The sequence below is a fragment of the Amylibacter sp. SFDW26 genome (assembly GCF_009184395.1).
Taxonomy (GTDB): domain Bacteria; phylum Pseudomonadota; class Alphaproteobacteria; order Rhodobacterales; family Rhodobacteraceae; genus Amylibacter.
Genome location: NZ_WEIC01000003.1, coordinates 52,448 through 68,193, shown reverse-complemented (window position 1 = coordinate 68,193; position 15,746 = coordinate 52,448). Strand labels below are relative to the sequence as shown.

Genomic DNA, 15,746 nt, shown 5'->3' with positions numbered 1-15,746 from the left:
TGCCGTGCAAACGACGAATGGTCAAGCTAGAAAGGGTTTTATGTGGCAAATAACCCATCGAAATCAGCAAAACCTTTTACTTCTATAGGGTTTCCAGACGGATCACGGAAAAACATTGTGCGTTGTTCACCTGGTTCGCCTTCATATCTGATTTGGGGTGGTATTTCGAAAGCGGTGCCAGCGCTGGTTAATTTTTCGGATAATGCTAACCAATCTGCCAAGGGTAAAACCACACCCATATGTGGCATCGGCACCATATGATCGCCGACTTTGCCTGTGTTTGTTGTTTCAAACGGTTTGCCTAAATGCAGGGAAATCTGATGACCAAAGAAATCGAAATCCACCCATGTATCGGTGCTGCGCCCTTCGGCGCATCCTAATGTATCACCGTAAAACGTGCGTGCGGCATCTAGGTCGGTGACGTGATAAGCAAGGTGAAATAGTGATTTCATAAGACGACTCCTTTGGATGCATCTGGACATTCGGATTGGTTTTCGTCAAGCCTACAATATGTGTGGACGATTTGCTTTAATAGAAGACCCTGATGCAGTGGTTGAAGAGTTTGGGGTTGTAGTTTCCACAACGTCTTTTTCTGAACCGCGCTACAATGTTTGCCCAACCCAACTTATACCTGTTGCGGTGGCTTATGATGGTCAGCGGCATTTGGTGGACATGCGCTGGGGGTTTATTCCGCATTGGTACAAGAAGCCCAATGATGGACCGTTGTTGATCAATGCGCGGTCTGAAACCTTAGCTGAAAAACCAGCGTTTCGTGAGGCGGCACGGGCACGGAGATGCTTGATTCCAGCAAGTGGATTTTATGAATGGCACCGCGATAAGGGGACAGGCAAAGAGCCATGGTTTTTGAAGCGCCCAGAAAAAGAGATGTTAGCGTTTGCGGGTGTTTGGCAAGCTTGGACATCGCCCGAAGGGGAACGTCAGGTGGCCTGTGCGATTGTAACGACAGCAGCAGGGAATGACATTTCGCATATCCATCACCGTGAACCTGTAACGCTTGCGCGCGATGATTATGGGTTGTGGTTGGGCGAAGAAGGTAAGGGGGCTGCGAAATTGATGCAAACAGCACCTGATGAATTTTATGAGACTTACCGTGTGTCGCATGATGTGAATTCTAGGTATCATAATACGTCGCAATTGATGGAACCGATGGCGTAGATAGGATTGCGCTTTATTTAGTTTAGTGGTTCTTTTAGGTGAAATTATATCAACGGAACCACCATTATGGTACAACGTCATTATAGCCTGCCATCTTTAAAAATGCTTGCCACGTTTGAATGTGCGGCGCGGCGCGGATCGTTTAAGACGGCTGCGGCTGAATTGAATGTGACGACCAGTGCGATCAGTCATCAAGTGAAATCACTGGAGCAAGATCTTGGGGTGGCATTGTTTGAACGCGGGCACCGTGCTGTTGAATTGACCCCAGAGGGGCGTGAATTGATGCAAGCTTTGATTTCAAGTTTTGCATCTCTTTCGAATGTGGTTGTCGATATACGTGCGCGCCAAGAAATGCCGCAGGTCACCATTGGTGTGACAACGGCGGTTTCTACACTTTTGCTAACACCTTTGGTCACGCAATTTTGGCGAGCGCACCCAGATATTACGGTGAATCAAAATGTTAGGGATCGCCCATTTATGCGGCCTTTACAAATGGATATGGTGATTGAGTATGCAACCTCAAAGCCAAAAGAAGACTGTGTTTATTTGTTTGGTGATGAGCTAATTCCATTATGTAGTCCGCGGTTTCGAGAATGCGCACCTAGCAATATAGAGGAATTGGCGCAGTCTTCTTTGATACATTTAGAGGCTGTTGAAAAGAAGTGGACGAATTGGGCGCAATGGTTTGAAATGTTGGGGTATTCAGGCCCTATTTCTGCTGGGCAGAAGGTGAATAACTATACGATTGCGCTACAGTTGGCACAGGATGATGCAGGAGTAGTTTTGGGGTGGAAACGATTGTCTAAGCCGTTGCTTGATGATCATAAACTTGTTCCGTTTAGTCACCACTCTATAGAAGCGCCCGGGGCTTTTTATTTATTATTTAAAGATGGTGCTCGTAAGCGCCCGGAAATGCAGGTTTTTTCTGAATGGTTGCTTAAGCAAAATTGAATGAATTAAACTCAACTCAATAGGAATTATTTCCGTATTGTGATTGTACGGATTCACTGAAAAATGCTTCTTTAAGAGGAGTATTGCTATGACTGAGTCTCATTTATCAGATTTGTCCGATGTGACAAAACCCGTCAGCCTTGCGCGCGGTTTGCCAAATGCACATTACATTGATGAGGAGGTGTTCAAAGAAGAGCGCCAATCGGTTTTATTCGACAATTGGGCTGGGGTTGGTTTTGCGCATGATGTGCCCAATGAAGGCGATGCAATGCCTGTCGATTTCCTTGGTATGCCTTTGCTGTTGGTGCGGGATGCGGAAGGCAATGTGAATGTATATCAGAACACATGCCGCCATCGTGGTATGATTTTGGTGAAGGAAAAAGGCAATATTCGCGGAACGATCCGCTGTCCCTATCATTCGTGGTGCTATGGTTTGGATGGCGCATTACGCTCTACCCCGCATGTGGGTGGGCCTGGTCAGAATATCCATGAAGATATCAAGCGTAATGAACTGGGATTGTTTGAAATCCGCAGCCATGTGTATTTGGGCGTGGTGTTTGTGAATGTCAGCGGTACGGCAGATGACTTCACAGTGGCACATTCTGAATTGCTGGAACGTTGGAAAGAGTTTGATAAACCGCTTTATCATCATGAGGATGGTGCGTTTGTTCTAGAGGTGGACAGCAACTGGAAGTTGGCTGTTGAGAATTACAGTGAAAGTTACCATTTACCGTGGGTGCATCCCGGTTTGAATACAGTGTCGCGATTAGAGGATCATTACCATCTTGAAGAACAGTATAAATATTCTGGACAAGGGTCCGTTGTTTATCAACAGTTGAAGGGTGAAGATGGGCAAACCTTTCCCGATTTTAAAGATTTGACGGATAAATGGGATACGGCATCAGAATATGCCACGCTTTATCCAAACGTCATGTTCGGTGTGCACCGTGATCATTCTTATGCGATTATTTTGGAACCTGTTGGGGTGAATAAAACACGCGAACATGTGGCATTGTATTACGCCAGTGATGAAGCCGTTGGTGACGCATATAAAAAGCTGCGGGTCACAAATGCCGATTTTTGGGAAGAAGTTTTTAAAGAAGATATTTTCGTGGTCGAAGGGATGCAAAAGGGCCGTCATGGGGTATTCTTTGATGGGGGTAAATTTTCACCTGCTATGGATGGGCCTACGCATATTTTCCACGAATGGGTTGCAACACAAATCAACAATGGTCGTGCGAAAATGGCAGCAGAGTGATCGATTATGACCATCTGAACGCACAGGTGTTAGCGGCCCATGACAGTGGGGATAATGCGACCCTTGTTCGGATTTACCAAAAACTTGGAAATGATGAGTTGGCAAATGGGCATGAATTAGAGGGCGCCTATTTCCTGACCCAGGCCTACGTTTATGCGCTGGAGGGTGGTCTTCCAGTAGCAAAAGAAATTCACAAAACATTGGTCGCTTTAGGGCGCGAGGAATAGAAAATGAAAACGCATGCACAGGCAGTTGTTATTGGGGGTGGCCTTGTTGGTTGTTCGATCCTGTATCACCTTGCGAAACTGGGATGGAAAGATGTTGTGTTGTTGGAACGCGATGAATTGACATCAGGCTCTACATGGCACGCAGCAGCGAATTTGCACGGGTTGCACGACAACAACAATATCTCGAAGCTGCAATATTATACGATGAAATTGTATAAAGAGCTGGAAGCTGAGACAGGGAAGGGGTGCGGTGTTTTTCAACCTGGCTCGCTGTATTTGGCACAAACAGAACAGCGCGAGCATCAGTTGCGTATACAGGCGGCTAAAGCGCGGTATTTTGAGGCTGACTTTTACGAGCTGAGCCGTGAAGAGGCGGCTGCCAAGAACCCATTGGTGAACTTTGACGATATACGTTGCATCATGTTTGAACCTGATGGCGGCAACGTTGACCCATCTGGTGTGACCCAAGCTTATGCAACGGGTGCGCGGCAGATGGGTGCTGAAATTCACCGCTTTACACCTGTGACAGGGACTGTGCAGCAACCTGATGGATCTTGGATTGTGGAAACGCCAAAGGGTAACATTCAAACCGATTGGGTCGTGAATGTTGCGGGGCTTTGGGGGCGTGAAGTGGCCGCTATGGCAGGGATAGAATTGCCATTGCAACCAACAGAACACCAATATTTGGTCACGGAAACCATTCCAGAGATTGCTGCGATGGATCGTCGTTTACCATCTGTGGCAGATCGTGATGGCGAGTATTACATGCGCCAAGAGGGTGATGGGCTGCTGATTGGTGCCTATGAAAAGGACATGAAGTTCTGGGCAGAAGAGGGTACACCCCTTGGTTTTGGCCATGAATTGTTTGCGGATGATTTGGATCGCATCATGGACAACATCATGCGGGCGATGGATCGTGTGCCATCTGCCGCAGAAGTTGGTGTGAAACGTGTGATTAACGGACCTATGATATGGTCACCCGACAGTTCAGCACTGTATGGGCCAATTCCTGAATTGAAAGGCTATTTCTGCTGTAACGGAATTATTCCAGGGTTCAGTCAATCGGGTGGTCTGGGTTTGATGACAGCACAGTGGATTGTCGAAGGGGAGCCAGAGTTTGATATGTTCCCTTGGGATGTGGCGCGGTTTGGGCATTGGGCGGACAAAGGTTTCACAAAAGCGCGTGTCGAAGATCAATACGCCAACCGTTTCAAAATCCACTTCCCTTATGAAGAGCGCGAAGCAGGGCGCCCGATGCGAATGCGGCCTGCGTATCAGAAGCAAAAGGAATTAGGGGCTGTGTTTGGCCTGAGCTACGGCTGGGAACATCCGCTGTGGTTTGCAGGCGAAGGCGTTGAAGGCAAAGAGGATTATGGTTTTGATCGCCAAGATTGGTTTGAGCCTGTGCGTGCAGAATGTGAAGCGTTGCGCGCTAGTGTTGGTATCATTGATGTGTCGAACTTTGGTAAATACGAAATCAAAGGGGCAGGGGCAGCGGATTGGTTAGACCGCGTTATTGCCAATCATGTGCCCAAAGAGGTTGGACGGTCTTGTTTGACGCCATTGTTGGGTGAACGTGGCGGTATTGCTGGGGATTTCACCGTAACAAAATTAGGTGATGATCATTTTTATATGGTTGGGTCGGGTATGGCTGAACGGTATCATCAGCGGTATTTTAATGCGGTTGAACGGCCTGATACTGTCAGTTTCGAAAGCCTGACTGAAGCGTATTGCGGGTTTAATGTGGCAGGGCCGAAGTCACGTGAATTGCTATCGCATTTAACGCAAGCGGATTTATCCAATGAGGATTGGACGTTTATGCGGTCTGCACAGATTACAGTTGCGGGTATAGATGCGATTGCGCTGCGTGTGTCCTTTACGGGCGATCTGGGCTGGGAATTGTATGTGAAAACTGAGGATCAGTTGAGGCTATATGAAGCCTTATTAGAAACGGGCAAAGATTTGGGCGTGCGTCCTGTTGGTGGGCGCTCATTAGGATCATTGCGGATTGAAAAAGGCTATGGCTCTTGGTCGCGTGAGTATAGCCCAGAATATTGGCCGCAAGAGGTTGGTTTGGATCGCTTGATCAAGATGGATAAGCCAGAGTTCTTGGGCAAAGAGGCCTATGCAAAGCTTATGGGTAATCCACCGCGCGAATTGTTGGTCAGTTTGGCTGTTGAGACTGAGAATGCGGATGCCAGTGGTGGGGAGCCTGTGTTCTTGCCAGATGGCACACCTGTAGGGCGTGTGAGTTCTGGGGCGTATGGTTATAGTGTCGAAAAATCCATCGCGCTTTGTTTTATCAAAGCGGATTATGTGAAATCTGGAACAGAGTTTGATGTGGCAATCCTTGGGAAGCCCCATCGAGCGGTTCTGTTGGATGAACCTGCGTTTGATCCGAAAGGCGAACGTTTAAGAGCTTAGAGTAAGTTTAAAGCAGACGCGCCCGTCTTCGGAAGAAAAGACGGGCGCTTTTTTTTGCGCGGTAAAATCTGCACGAACCGCGCAAAGGGGAAACTATTCGCGCCAGAATGACTTGCGAGATTCATGGTAAGCATCGTATTCTGTAATCCCGATGTCTTTTAACCGTTCTGGTGTCATTGTACTAAGATCACGGCGAGATTTGTATCGATCAGCCCACTTAGCCACTGTATTCGCAAAACGAATAGCCACCTGTGAAAGGACTGGTAAGTCCGCACGGTTAGCTAAATTTAACGCGATTTCAGCAGTATATGAGTGATTATAAGCCATTTTCCTAACTTTCCATATTGTATTGGTACAATTTATATTGTACTTGTAATTATGTGATACAAAGATTCGTATAGTTACGCTAGGGAAATATTGTAATGGGTACAATTTGGCAGCCGACCTTATCAGATTTTGATGGACCGAAATACAAAGCCGTTGTAGCTGCTTTAAGGTCTGATATTGCCAAAGGAACTTTAGAGGCAGGTGCAAAGCTGCCACCCGTACGTGATCTTGCATGGGATATAGGGGTTACGCCTGGTACTGTAGCGCGGGCGTATAAAGAAGGTATTTCAGAAGGGTTGCTGCAAGCGACTGTTGGGCGCGGTACATTTGTTGCTGGTAAAACAGAACATGTTGGCGAGTTTTCGAAAACCTTTGGCACAGTTCCTGATCAACTGATCAATCTGCGCAATACAAATACGACGAATGTCGGTCAGGCCGAGGCGTTGCAACGCGCAATTATTAAAGTTGGTCAGGCAAAAGCGGATGAATATTTATATTACCCCGAACGTGATGGCCGTCATGCGATCTATCCACATTTGGCGAAGTGGATGGAATATTCGAATGTGTATTGTAATCATGAAAACCTAGTTGTGACCAATGGCGGACAAAATGCGATTGGATTGGCCTGTGCTGCTGTTTTGTCTGATGGTATTGGTGCGATCGCTTTGGATGCATTGACATATCCAGGTATTCGATATGCGGTGCAGGGGCAGCGTGCGGATTTGCTGGGTGTTAAAACAGATGAGTTTGGGATTATTCCTGAGCACTTGGAAACGGTTTATAAGCGCAAACCATTTAAGGCGTTGTTTACGTCTTGTAATGTTTTGAACCCAACAACGGGTGAGATGCCGCTTGAGCGCCGTTTGGCAATTGCGAATTTAGCACGCCGATATGATTTTCAGGTGATTGAAGATGATTGTTGGGGTATTGGCCCTGCGAAAGTACCGAGTTTCATAAACATATGCCCTGAGCGAGCATGGTATTTGTCATCGTTTTCTAAGTCCGTTTCGGCAGGATTGCGGTTTGGGTATCTATTATGCCCAGACGATAAAGTTTCTGTAGCAACGCGTTTGATGCAAACTGCAAGTTTTGGTGTGTCGGGATTGGTAACGGATGTTGCTGCTGAATTGCTGACATCGGGTGATGCTGCAACAACCAGACGCAGGGTTTTGGAAACGGTGAGCAAACGTGTGGAATACACAGTCAATCGTTTGGGCAAATGGGATATATCGTGGCGCCGCGATGTGCCATTTATTTGGCTTCAACTTCCACGTGGTTGGCGGGCATCATCCTTTACTATGGCATGCGAGCGTGAATCTATAATCGTGCGCGCAGCCGATGAATTTGCATTGAATAACATGCCAACACCACATGCTGTACGGATATCCCTGAATTCAAGTGTACCGATTGGGGCATATGGGGATGCTTTAACAACGATAGATCGCTTACTTAGCTCGCCACCGATGGATGTTGACACTTAACCATATAAAGTTTGGATGCCGTCATAAAACCTGATTGGATCAGATGTTTTCATCTTATCCTTGCGGCGCATTTTTGTACCTGTGCGCTTTAGCCAGTTGGTTTTTTCCATATGTGTCTCTGTGCGACCACCCATGAATTCTGGTGGAGTAGCCAAAGATACACCGTTTAATTGGTACTTCTTATTACTTGCCATTGGTCTGCTCTTTCATTTGCGCCCGCATTAGTGCGAGTCGTTATTCTAAAGATGCTGAGCTGGAAATATGGCGCAAATTTGACGTTTCGATTAAAGTTATGGTGGATTTTATGCAACGGTTTTTAGCCATTAGTCGGCGGGGTGAAGTGTTGGGCGTAATGAATTCCAAAGGGCAGGGACGATGCAGATGGCAGAGAGTATTGCGATGACGGCAAAGCCATAATAATCAAAAATAGGTTTAAAAGCGGTAGCTCCTATAAACATGGAGGCATATGTTACAGCGCTGTATAGTCCCATGATTGATGCACGTTGAGTGGGGTCAATTGCTGTTAGACGCCCAACCAATAAGTTCAGGCCTAGATGATTTACGCCCCCCCAGACAACACAACTTAGGATGAGTATATAAGCTGTGCCTGATGCAATCGATAATAAGCCATAAGCCGCGATCATGGTTGTGAATACCAATGGTGCAACGCGATGTGGGCCGTATTGGTCTATGAAGCGATCAATGGGGGTGATTAGCCCAAAGCCGATGCCATAAGCTAAGGATGCCAAGCCGATATAGGACGTAGGTACGACAAGAGTGGTTTGCATATGTGCGCCTAGAAAGGAGTAAAGACCGTAAAAAGCTGTCATAAATGCTGCGACTGATATGAGTGCGCCAGATATGCCTGGTATATACAGTGCTGTGAGTGGTGATGTTTTCTTAAACTTGATTATGTGCTTTTCGTGTCTTGCGATAGTTTTGACAAAAATGGCGATGACACCACTGATCAATGCCATGCTTAGGAAAACAATTCGCCAGTGTAACCAGTCGGCAATAAGTGCTGAAAGGGTAACACCAATGACCAAGCTCAAAGTCCACCCTGTAAGCACTTTTCCCATAGTTTCACTTTCGCGTCCCTTTGTGGCGATTTCTGCTGCCAATCCATATGTTGCAGGTAGAGCAACGCCCGCTGCAAGGCCGATCAGGCTTTGTGAAATACAAAGAAAGATCAAAGAAGGGGCAAGGGCGCTTGCGCTTAATCCAACAGTTGCAGCAATCAGGGACCAAAAGAGCGATTTCCTTAACCCATAACTATCTGCCTGTGGTGCAAGGATGAGGGCGCTTATAGCGGTGGCTATACCATAGAGTGCAGAGGCGATTAAGATGTCAGATGCTGAGCGATTATCATAAGAAAGCGCAACCTCGCCTGCGATCGGGCTGAGAACCAATGAGTTGGATCCTATGATACCAATAGAGAGGGTTAGAAGAAGAATAGGGTTCATTGATGTCTCGTATGCTGTAATTGACTCTTGTTATTTTGCAGAATTAAATAAAGTTAAAGTGAAATGTACCCGAATTAAATAAATACGAATGAGGTTCTGTATAAATGAAAGATGGAAAAGGTTTAGACGCAATTGACCGAAAGTTATTAGGGCTTTTGACTGAGAATGCAGAGCGTAGTTATGCCGAGTTGGGCAATCTGGTTGGACTGTCCGCACCTGCAGTGCACGAACGTGTGAAACGACATAAAGCATCTGGGCGCATCAAGTCTGTTGTCGCATCCTTAGATGCAGCAGAGACTGGTAAAGGGTTCTTAGCGTTCATTCATGTGGATACGACAGGGTGGGGGAAAACTAAAGAACTGATGGCATTGGCCGAATTGCCAGAGGTTGAGGAAATCCATTCTGTAACAGGTGATACATGTATGTTGTTAAAGGTTCGTATGGAAACATCGCAAGCGATGGAAGCTTTATTGGCAAAACTTTATGCCATGCCCAGTGTAACGGCGACTAAAAGCTATATGGTTTTGTCCACATATTTAGAAAGACCCGTTCAAGCGGGGATTACAAAAGGTCTTGTCGCACCTGAAATCGTTTAAGGAGGAAATTCTTTATAAAATCAAGTTTGTGCAACATCTTTGTGATATTTTTCATATATATGAGTCTAGAAATAATAAGATATGCTGATTACAAAAAGCATAAATAATTGCGTAAAAGGATATAAATTATGCCCCATGCAGACATAAAATATAGTAGTGATTTGGATATTAATGCAGAAGAAATTTTGCAAGCTATAGAAGAAACTATCCTTGGTAAGGATACAGGGGCTGGGGCATGTAAAGGCCGTGCTTATCCTGCTGATCAGTTCAATCATACGCATATTTTGGTGACGGTAGCCTTGTTGCAAAAGCCACATCGTGATCGTGCGTTTACGGTGTCTTTGACGGAAGAGTTAGAGAAGGCGATTAAAGCGCATATCCATCAAAGCTGCGCGTTTTCATTATCGGTTGAATATAACCTAGATACTTATATCACCAACCAGCACACGGTTTAAAAGCAAAAGGGCGGAAATTTTATCCGCCCTTTTTGTATTCTTTATTCAGCGTTTAACGCATATCCGGTGGTGTTGCGTCGACTGATAATTCAGCAATTACGTCTGTTAAAGCTTGCACTGAGGTTTGCTTGTTGCCTAAACGGCGTACAGAGACTGTGCCCTCTTCGACCTCACGCATACCGACCGCTAAGATCACTGGAACTTTGCCCAATGAATGCTCGCGGACTTTGTAGTTGATTTTTTCATTGCGAACGTCGGCTTCTGCACGAATACCAGCCGCTTGTAGTTTAGCAACTGTTTCAGCTACGTAGTCATTTGCATCGGTTACGATAGAGGCGACAACAACTTGGCGTGGCGCCAACCAGAATGGCAGTTTGCCAGAGAAGTTTTCGATTAAAATGCCGATGAAGCGTTCAAACGATCCTAATGTGGCACGGTGCAACATCACAGGACGGTGTTTGTTGCCGTCTTCGCCGATGAAGTTTGCATCTAAGCGTTCTGGTAGCACGAAATCAACTTGGTGTGTACCACATTGCCAGTCACGACCAATGGCGTCGGTTAGAACGAACTCTAGTTTCGGGCCATAAAACGCGCCTTCGCCTGGGTTGATTTCTGGTTCGATGCCAGCGGCACGTGTTGCCGCTAACAAAGCGGTTTCAGCTTTATCCCAAACCTCATCCGAACCAGAGCGTTTTTCAGGACGGTCTGAGAATTTCACGCGGAAGTTTTCAAAACCTAAATCTTTGTAAACATTGCTTAGGAAATCGATATAGACCGCTGTTTCACTTTCGATCTGATCTTCACGGCAGAAAATGTGACCATCATCCTGTGTGAAGCCGCGTACACGCATGATGCCGTGCAACGCACCTGATGGCTCGTAGCGGTTACAAGAGCCGAATTCAGCCATGCGCAATGGCAGGTCGCGGTATGATTTCAAGCCTTGGTTGAAGATTTGCACGTGGCATGGGCAGTTCATTGGTTTCAATGCATTCACTGCTTTTTCGCGTGCGTGGTCTTCGTCGACTTCAACGATGAACATATTTTCTTGGTATTTTTCCCAGTGACCTGAGGCTTCCCAAAGCTTGCGATCCACCACTTGTGGTGTGTTCACTTCGACGTAGCCGCCAGCGGTTTGGCGACGACGCATATAATCTTGTAACATTGTATAGATGCGCCAGCCATTCGGGTGCCAAAATACTTGCCCTGGTGCTTCTTCTTGCATGTGGAACAAGTCCATTTCACGGCCCAGTTTACGGTGGTCACGTAAAGCTGCTTCTTCCAGCATGTGAAGATGCGCTTTTAGGTCTTCTTTGTTTTTAAACGCCACGCCGTAGATACGTTGCAACATTGCATTGTTGCTGTCACCGCGCCAATAGGCACCTGCAACGTTCATCAATTTGAATGCATCGGCAGGAACTTGACCTGTGTGTACAAGATGCGGGCCACGGCAAAGGTCTTGCCAATCGCCATGCCAGTACATGCGCAGATCTTCGCCTTCGGGGATCATATTCACAAGCTCTACTTTATAAGGCTCATTGTTATCCTCGTAATGCTTTAGTGCACGGGCGCGATCCCATGTTTCGGTACGTACAAGATCACGTTTGTTGATGATCTCTTTCATCTTCTTTTCGATTGTCGCCAAGTCTTCGGGTGTAAATGCTTCTTCGCGGTCGAAATCATAGTACCAACCGTTTTTGATAACAGGGCCGATGGTGACTTTTACGTCTGGCCAAATTTCTTGGACGGCGCGTGCCATAATATGGGCGCAGTCGTGGCGGATCAATTCAAGTGCTTGTGCTTCATCCTGCATTGTGTGGATGGCAAAGCTTGCGTCCGCATCAATTGGACGAGACAGATCGCGGTGCGTGCCGTCTACGGAACAGCTGATGGCTTTTTTGCCCAAGGATGTGGAAATGTCTTTTGCGACTTCCATACCTGTTGTGCCAGCTGGATAGTTGCGTTGGTTTCCATCGGGTAGGGTAAGGGTAATGTCAGCCATGATGCTGTTCTCCTCATTTTGGCGCCTACGAAACGCCCGGTTGCGGTTATGTGCGTTTCTTTTGCCAGAGATGGGAAAATTGTCAACTCTTCTTGCGCTTGTATGGCGGGAAAACTAATCTGAGAAGCATAACCCCTTTACTTTACACAGGTTGGATTTAGGACAATGACGGAACCACAGTTTTTTGACACATCATTAGGACGCAAGATTGCTTATCACAAAACCGATGGCGAAGGTGTGGGTGTTGTATTTCTGGGTGGGTTTAAATCCGATATGGAGGGGACAAAAGCTGTTTTCTTAGAAGACTGGGCCAAATCCAATGGGCGGCCATTTTTGCGGTTTGATTATTCGGGACATGGCTTGTCGTCTGGAAAATTTGAAGATGGTTGTATTGGCGATTGGGCTGATGATGCTTTAGAAATTATTTCTGAACTGACAGATGGAAAACAAATCCTTGTGGGTTCCTCTATGGGGGGGTGGATTGCTTTGTTAATGGCGAAACGTATTCCTGAATGGATTTCGGGTTTGGTTGGCATTGCAGCGGCACCTGATTTTACCGAAGATAGTATGTGGGCGAATTTTACAGATGCACAGCAAAAGAAGATAATGGTGGATGGTCAGTTGGCGTTGGACAATGATTATTCGGATGAGCCATATATCATTACGAAAAAGCTGATTGAAGATGGGCGTGATCAGCTGATTTTACGCGAACCACTTGATCTTCCGTTCCCAGTGCGGTTACTGCATGGCACGGCGGATGCGGATGTGGATATGTCGGTGCCTTTGCGGATTCTGGATCATGTTACAGGGGATGACGTACGGTTATCCTTGATTAAAGGGGCTGATCACCGCTTCTCTGAGCCAGAGAATTTGGCAATGATCCGCAGAGCGGTTCATTCTGTGACGATGAAGGCGGGGACATGAAGTTTATCAAAACGATGCTTAAAGGGCTGATTGGTCTGATTGTGATCTTGGGGTTGTTTCTGTGGTTGGGACCACGCGAAACTGTGAATGAAGAGGTTGCATTTGCATCTGTTGTGATCCCTGAGGATATCGATGGATATTTAAACGATAAAGAAACACAGTTTTCGGACATCATTGAAGACGCTCATAAACAAGTAATCTGGGCGGGAGCTGTTGGTGAGCAAACGGAATATTCTGTTTTATATGTGCATGGGTTTTCTGGGACATCGCATGAAATTCGCCCTGTACCAGAGGATGTGGCGAATGCATTAGGTGCGAACCTGTATTATACACGTATGGCAGGACATGGCCGCTCTGGTGACGCGATGATGGACGGTAGCCCAGAGAAATGGGTGCAAGATGTTATTGAAGCGATCGAAATAGGCGGGCGTTTGGGGCAAAAGGTTATCGTGTTAGCGACATCTAATGGTGGAGCTGTTACGACCTATGTTCTGAACAATCCTGAATATGCAGATAAAGTTGCAGGTGTGGTTTTAACATCACCAGCATATAAGCTTGGCAATCCCTTGACCGCTTTGCTGGATTTTCCATGGGTGCGCCATTGGGGTAATTATGTTGTTGGTGAGCGTCGTGGATTTAAGGGTGAGAATGCGGATCATGAAAAGTATTGGACGAATGAATATCCGACATTATCAACACTTTCTATGGCGACTGTTCAACGGGCTGTGCGTAAAATGGATTTCAGTACAATTGAAGTGCCAGCATTATTCTTTGTTAGTAATGAGGACAAAGTGATAGATCCTGCTTGGGTGAAAGATGTGGCATCGCGCTGGGGAATTGGTGCGCAGGTTGAGACACGTGTGATGACAGAGCAAGACGATCCATATCACCATGTCCTTTCAGGTGATATTTTAAGTCCAAATCAAACGGCAGAAACAACGTCAATGATTGTCGAGTGGGCTAAAGGTTTAGAATAAGATACCAACAAGTACTAAGGCTAAGCCAATTGCGGACAATAGAAATGAAGCAAGGTTTACTGCAACAAGCTTTTTAAGATGTTCGGTTAATTCAGTGCCTTGCAAGCCAGCTTTTTTGGCTTTGTAAGCTTTTAAGATGCAATACATCAGTCCGATAAGGCCTAATAATGTGGTTATAACACCTGCGATAATCATGGGGTTTCCTTTGTCATTCGTGAGCTTCGTCTAGTCGTTTTAGGAAAATTGGGCAAGATGTCTTGTAGGAAATGCGGCAGTTGGGTAGGGAGGAGGTTCTGTTTGAGAAGGATTCTAAAATGAACGAAACATCTGACCCAGGTTCATACCGTGTTGCAGCTGATGAGCTGCGTTCTTTTGTTGAGCGTGTAGAACGTTTGGATGCGGAAAAGAAAGACATCGCAGATCAGCAAAAAGAAGTGATGGCAGAAGCGAAGTCACGTGGGTACGATACCAAAGTGATGCGTAAGTTGATCACAATGCGTAAAAAAGACCCAGCTGAGATTTCAGAAGAAGAAGCAGTGCTGGATTTGTACCGCGAAGCGCTAGGTATGTAAGCGCTTCTGGCGTTTGTCTTATGCAAAAATACGCGGTTGGATGGTTCTAATACCTTCCATCCGTTCGATGTAGTACCAATCATCGTCGTAATTATCGGTTAAAGTTTGGATGACTTCAGCATCCCAATAAACGTCTTTGACTGGCTCGGATGTTTCTGGAAACTTCTGTAAAAACGCAGCTTTCATATTAGCAAAATCCTCTTTAGTTCGTGGAGGATGCTCTTCAACATAGCGATTGAATAAACGCGCGCCATTCAGTGATAAGTTTTCTGTTGGGACGGCTGAAGACCCTTTTAACATTTGATTGTTTTTAACGCCTGTAAGTAATTGGATAACATCGCGCCACATAGATGGGTAATCTTCATGCCGCCAGATAGTTACATGATTTTCGTCTTGCTTCCCTTGCAGTCTATGCAAAAGCGAAGACCAACGCAGATTCGTCAGTTCCACTTCTTGAGTGAAATTTTCAAAACTGCCAAAAGATGCGCCAAGAAGGCTTTCGCTATAACATAACGGAATGAAGTCAGATGGGTTGCGAACAGAAAAGAACAATTTCATGTTCAACCCTTGAAACATGTTTTGCAATTGCTGCATTAAACCTGAAGTTCGCGGGTAAAACACTTCTTTACCAAATGGGCGTGTGGCCGTACCTAAGATATTTGGGCTAATGATTACTAAGCGATCTATATTTTTGCCATTAGTCATGGCTGATATGAATTTTTGTTGTACCGTTTCTAAACGCGTCCCATCAACCAGAGCTTTTTGTGCAGCAGCCAAATGTTGGATTGCAACTTTTGAACTGGCAAAATGAATGCGCTGTTCTGATAAGAGCGCATCATTATTTTCTAGGATTGAGATAATCGCATTGGTCGATGTATTATGCGCGCCGATGTAGAGATTTATATCCATTTCTTAT

General features: G+C 46.0%; 18 protein-coding genes. 11 read left to right on the top strand and 7 right to left on the bottom strand.

Annotated elements, in window-relative coordinates:
* Positions 1-38: 38 nt before the first annotated feature.
* Positions 39-452: a VOC family protein gene (locus F9L33_RS09795; RefSeq protein ID WP_152142609.1), complete on the bottom strand. Its 414-nt coding sequence runs from the start codon at positions 450-452 to the stop codon at positions 39-41.
* A gap of 16 nt (positions 453-468) precedes the next feature.
* Here F9L33_RS09795 and F9L33_RS09790 point away from each other — a divergent pair, with 16 nt between their 5' ends.
* The 5 genes from F9L33_RS09790 to F9L33_RS09770 all read left to right on the top strand — a co-directional run bounded on the left by F9L33_RS09790 (position 469) and on the right by F9L33_RS09770 (position 6,036).
* A complete protein-coding gene (locus F9L33_RS09790; protein WP_226804070.1) occupies positions 469-1,176 on the top strand; it encodes an SOS response-associated peptidase in 708 nt (235 codons plus the stop codon).
* Between the two features lie 66 nt (positions 1,177-1,242).
* Positions 1,243-2,127, top strand: a complete 885-nt coding sequence (locus tag F9L33_RS09785; RefSeq protein WP_152142608.1) for a LysR family transcriptional regulator — start codon at positions 1,243-1,245, stop codon at positions 2,125-2,127.
* Between the two features lie 88 nt (positions 2,128-2,215).
* Complete coding sequence (locus F9L33_RS09780; RefSeq protein WP_152142607.1) at positions 2,216-3,385, top strand: aromatic ring-hydroxylating dioxygenase subunit alpha; 1,170 nt, start codon at positions 2,216-2,218, stop codon at positions 3,383-3,385.
* Positions 3,382-3,612, top strand: a complete 231-nt coding sequence (locus F9L33_RS09775; RefSeq protein ID WP_152142606.1) for a hypothetical protein — start codon at positions 3,382-3,384, stop codon at positions 3,610-3,612. Before F9L33_RS09780 ends, F9L33_RS09775 begins: the two co-directional genes overlap by 4 nt.
* Before the next feature lie 3 nt (positions 3,613-3,615).
* On the top strand, positions 3,616-6,036 hold the full coding sequence (locus F9L33_RS09770; protein WP_152142605.1) for an FAD-dependent oxidoreductase: 2,421 nt from the start codon (positions 3,616-3,618) through the stop codon (positions 6,034-6,036).
* Positions 6,037-6,129: 93 nt separating this feature from the next.
* Here the strand turns inward: F9L33_RS09770 and F9L33_RS15775 are convergent, their stop codons facing one another.
* Positions 6,130-6,363 (bottom strand): DUF1127 domain-containing protein, encoded by a 234-nt coding sequence (locus tag F9L33_RS15775; RefSeq protein ID WP_193222012.1) that lies wholly within the window; start codon positions 6,361-6,363, stop codon positions 6,130-6,132.
* A gap of 95 nt (positions 6,364-6,458) precedes the next feature.
* On the opposite strand from F9L33_RS15775, the gene F9L33_RS09760 reads away from it, so the two are divergent.
* Complete coding sequence (locus tag F9L33_RS09760; RefSeq protein ID WP_152142603.1) at positions 6,459-7,844, top strand: PLP-dependent aminotransferase family protein; 1,386 nt, start codon at positions 6,459-6,461, stop codon at positions 7,842-7,844.
* Here the strand turns inward: F9L33_RS09760 and F9L33_RS09755 are convergent.
* Together F9L33_RS09755 and F9L33_RS09750 are read right to left on the bottom strand one after the other, a co-directional pair.
* A complete protein-coding gene (locus F9L33_RS09755; RefSeq protein ID WP_152142602.1) occupies positions 7,841-8,038 on the bottom strand; it encodes a hypothetical protein in 198 nt (65 codons plus the stop codon). The two genes, F9L33_RS09760 and F9L33_RS09755, sit on opposite strands and share 4 nt — an antisense overlap.
* 129 nt (positions 8,039-8,167) lie before the next feature.
* Positions 8,168-9,307 carry an MFS transporter gene (locus F9L33_RS09750; protein WP_152142601.1) on the bottom strand — a complete coding sequence of 380 codons (1,140 nt, stop codon included), beginning with the start codon at positions 9,305-9,307 and terminating at the stop codon, positions 8,168-8,170.
* 104 nt (positions 9,308-9,411) lie between these two features.
* Here F9L33_RS09750 and F9L33_RS09745 point away from each other — a divergent pair, with 104 nt between their 5' ends.
* Positions 9,412-9,903 carry an Lrp/AsnC family transcriptional regulator gene (locus F9L33_RS09745; protein ID WP_152142600.1) on the top strand — a complete coding sequence of 164 codons (492 nt, stop codon included), beginning with the start codon at positions 9,412-9,414 and terminating at the stop codon, positions 9,901-9,903.
* A 128-nt stretch (positions 9,904-10,031) separates the two neighbouring features.
* Entirely contained in the window at positions 10,032-10,358 is a 327-nt protein-coding gene (locus F9L33_RS09740) for a hypothetical protein (RefSeq protein WP_152142599.1), read from the top strand.
* 52 nt (positions 10,359-10,410) lie between these two features.
* On the opposite strand, the gene thrS is transcribed toward F9L33_RS09740, so the two are convergent.
* Positions 10,411-12,357, bottom strand: a complete 1,947-nt coding sequence (gene thrS, locus F9L33_RS09735; RefSeq protein WP_152142598.1) for a threonine--tRNA ligase — start codon at positions 12,355-12,357, stop codon at positions 10,411-10,413.
* Positions 12,358-12,522: 165 nt separating this feature from the next.
* Here thrS and F9L33_RS09730 point away from each other — a divergent pair, with 165 nt between their 5' ends.
* Together F9L33_RS09730 and F9L33_RS09725 are read left to right on the top strand one after the other, a co-directional pair.
* The gene (locus F9L33_RS09730; RefSeq protein ID WP_152142597.1) at positions 12,523-13,281 is read left to right on the top strand and encodes an alpha/beta fold hydrolase; all 759 of its coding nucleotides are present in this window, start codon (positions 12,523-12,525) and stop codon (positions 13,279-13,281) included.
* On the top strand, positions 13,278-14,258 hold the full coding sequence (locus tag F9L33_RS09725; RefSeq protein ID WP_152142596.1) for a carboxylesterase: 981 nt from the start codon (positions 13,278-13,280) through the stop codon (positions 14,256-14,258). The genes F9L33_RS09730 and F9L33_RS09725 overlap by 4 nt, the downstream gene beginning before the upstream one ends.
* On the opposite strand, the gene F9L33_RS09720 is transcribed toward F9L33_RS09725, so the two are convergent.
* Complete coding sequence (locus F9L33_RS09720) at positions 14,250-14,453, bottom strand: hypothetical protein (protein WP_152142595.1); 204 nt, start codon at positions 14,451-14,453, stop codon at positions 14,250-14,252. The genes F9L33_RS09725 and F9L33_RS09720 overlap by 9 nt on opposite strands.
* A gap of 119 nt (positions 14,454-14,572) precedes the next feature.
* On the opposite strand from F9L33_RS09720, the gene F9L33_RS09715 reads away from it, so the two are divergent.
* The gene (locus F9L33_RS09715; RefSeq protein ID WP_152142594.1) at positions 14,573-14,830 is read left to right on the top strand and encodes a DUF2312 domain-containing protein; all 258 of its coding nucleotides are present in this window, start codon (positions 14,573-14,575) and stop codon (positions 14,828-14,830) included.
* A gap of 18 nt (positions 14,831-14,848) precedes the next feature.
* On the opposite strand, the gene F9L33_RS09710 is transcribed toward F9L33_RS09715, so the two are convergent.
* Complete coding sequence (locus F9L33_RS09710; protein WP_152142593.1) at positions 14,849-15,739, bottom strand: hypothetical protein; 891 nt, start codon at positions 15,737-15,739, stop codon at positions 14,849-14,851.
* Positions 15,740-15,746 lie beyond the last annotated feature (7 nt).

Bases quoted from the DNA above. Each gene is read 5' to 3' on its own strand.
- F9L33_RS09710 (WP_152142593.1), bottom strand. From the start codon at position 15,739: ATGGATATAAATCTCTACATCGGCGCGCATAATACATCGACCAATGCG.
- thrS (WP_152142598.1), bottom strand. From the start codon at position 12,357: ATGGCTGACATTACCCTTACCCTACCCGATGGAAACCAACGCAACTAT.
- F9L33_RS15775 (WP_193222012.1), bottom strand. From the start codon at position 6,363: ATGGCTTATAATCACTCATATACTGCTGAAATCGCGTTAAATTTAGCT.
- F9L33_RS09790 (WP_226804070.1), top strand. From the start codon at position 469: ATGCATCTGGACATTCGGATTGGTTTTCGTCAAGCCTACAATATGTGT.
- F9L33_RS09730 (WP_152142597.1), top strand. From the start codon at position 12,523: ATGACGGAACCACAGTTTTTTGACACATCATTAGGACGCAAGATTGCT.
- F9L33_RS09750 (WP_152142601.1), bottom strand. From the start codon at position 9,307: ATGAACCCTATTCTTCTTCTAACCCTCTCTATTGGTATCATAGGATCC.
- F9L33_RS09715 (WP_152142594.1), top strand. From the start codon at position 14,573: ATGAACGAAACATCTGACCCAGGTTCATACCGTGTTGCAGCTGATGAG.
- F9L33_RS09725 (WP_152142596.1), top strand. From the start codon at position 13,278: ATGAAGTTTATCAAAACGATGCTTAAAGGGCTGATTGGTCTGATTGTG.
- F9L33_RS09720 (WP_152142595.1), bottom strand. From the start codon at position 14,453: ATGATTATCGCAGGTGTTATAACCACATTATTAGGCCTTATCGGACTG.
- F9L33_RS09780 (WP_152142607.1), top strand. From the start codon at position 2,216: ATGACTGAGTCTCATTTATCAGATTTGTCCGATGTGACAAAACCCGTC.
- F9L33_RS09740 (WP_152142599.1), top strand. From the start codon at position 10,032: ATGCCCCATGCAGACATAAAATATAGTAGTGATTTGGATATTAATGCA.
- F9L33_RS09795 (WP_152142609.1), bottom strand. From the start codon at position 452: ATGAAATCACTATTTCACCTTGCTTATCACGTCACCGACCTAGATGCC.
- F9L33_RS09755 (WP_152142602.1), bottom strand. From the start codon at position 8,038: ATGGCAAGTAATAAGAAGTACCAATTAAACGGTGTATCTTTGGCTACT.
- F9L33_RS09785 (WP_152142608.1), top strand. From the start codon at position 1,243: ATGGTACAACGTCATTATAGCCTGCCATCTTTAAAAATGCTTGCCACG.
- F9L33_RS09760 (WP_152142603.1), top strand. From the start codon at position 6,459: ATGGGTACAATTTGGCAGCCGACCTTATCAGATTTTGATGGACCGAAA.
- F9L33_RS09745 (WP_152142600.1), top strand. From the start codon at position 9,412: ATGAAAGATGGAAAAGGTTTAGACGCAATTGACCGAAAGTTATTAGGG.
- F9L33_RS09770 (WP_152142605.1), top strand. From the start codon at position 3,616: ATGAAAACGCATGCACAGGCAGTTGTTATTGGGGGTGGCCTTGTTGGT.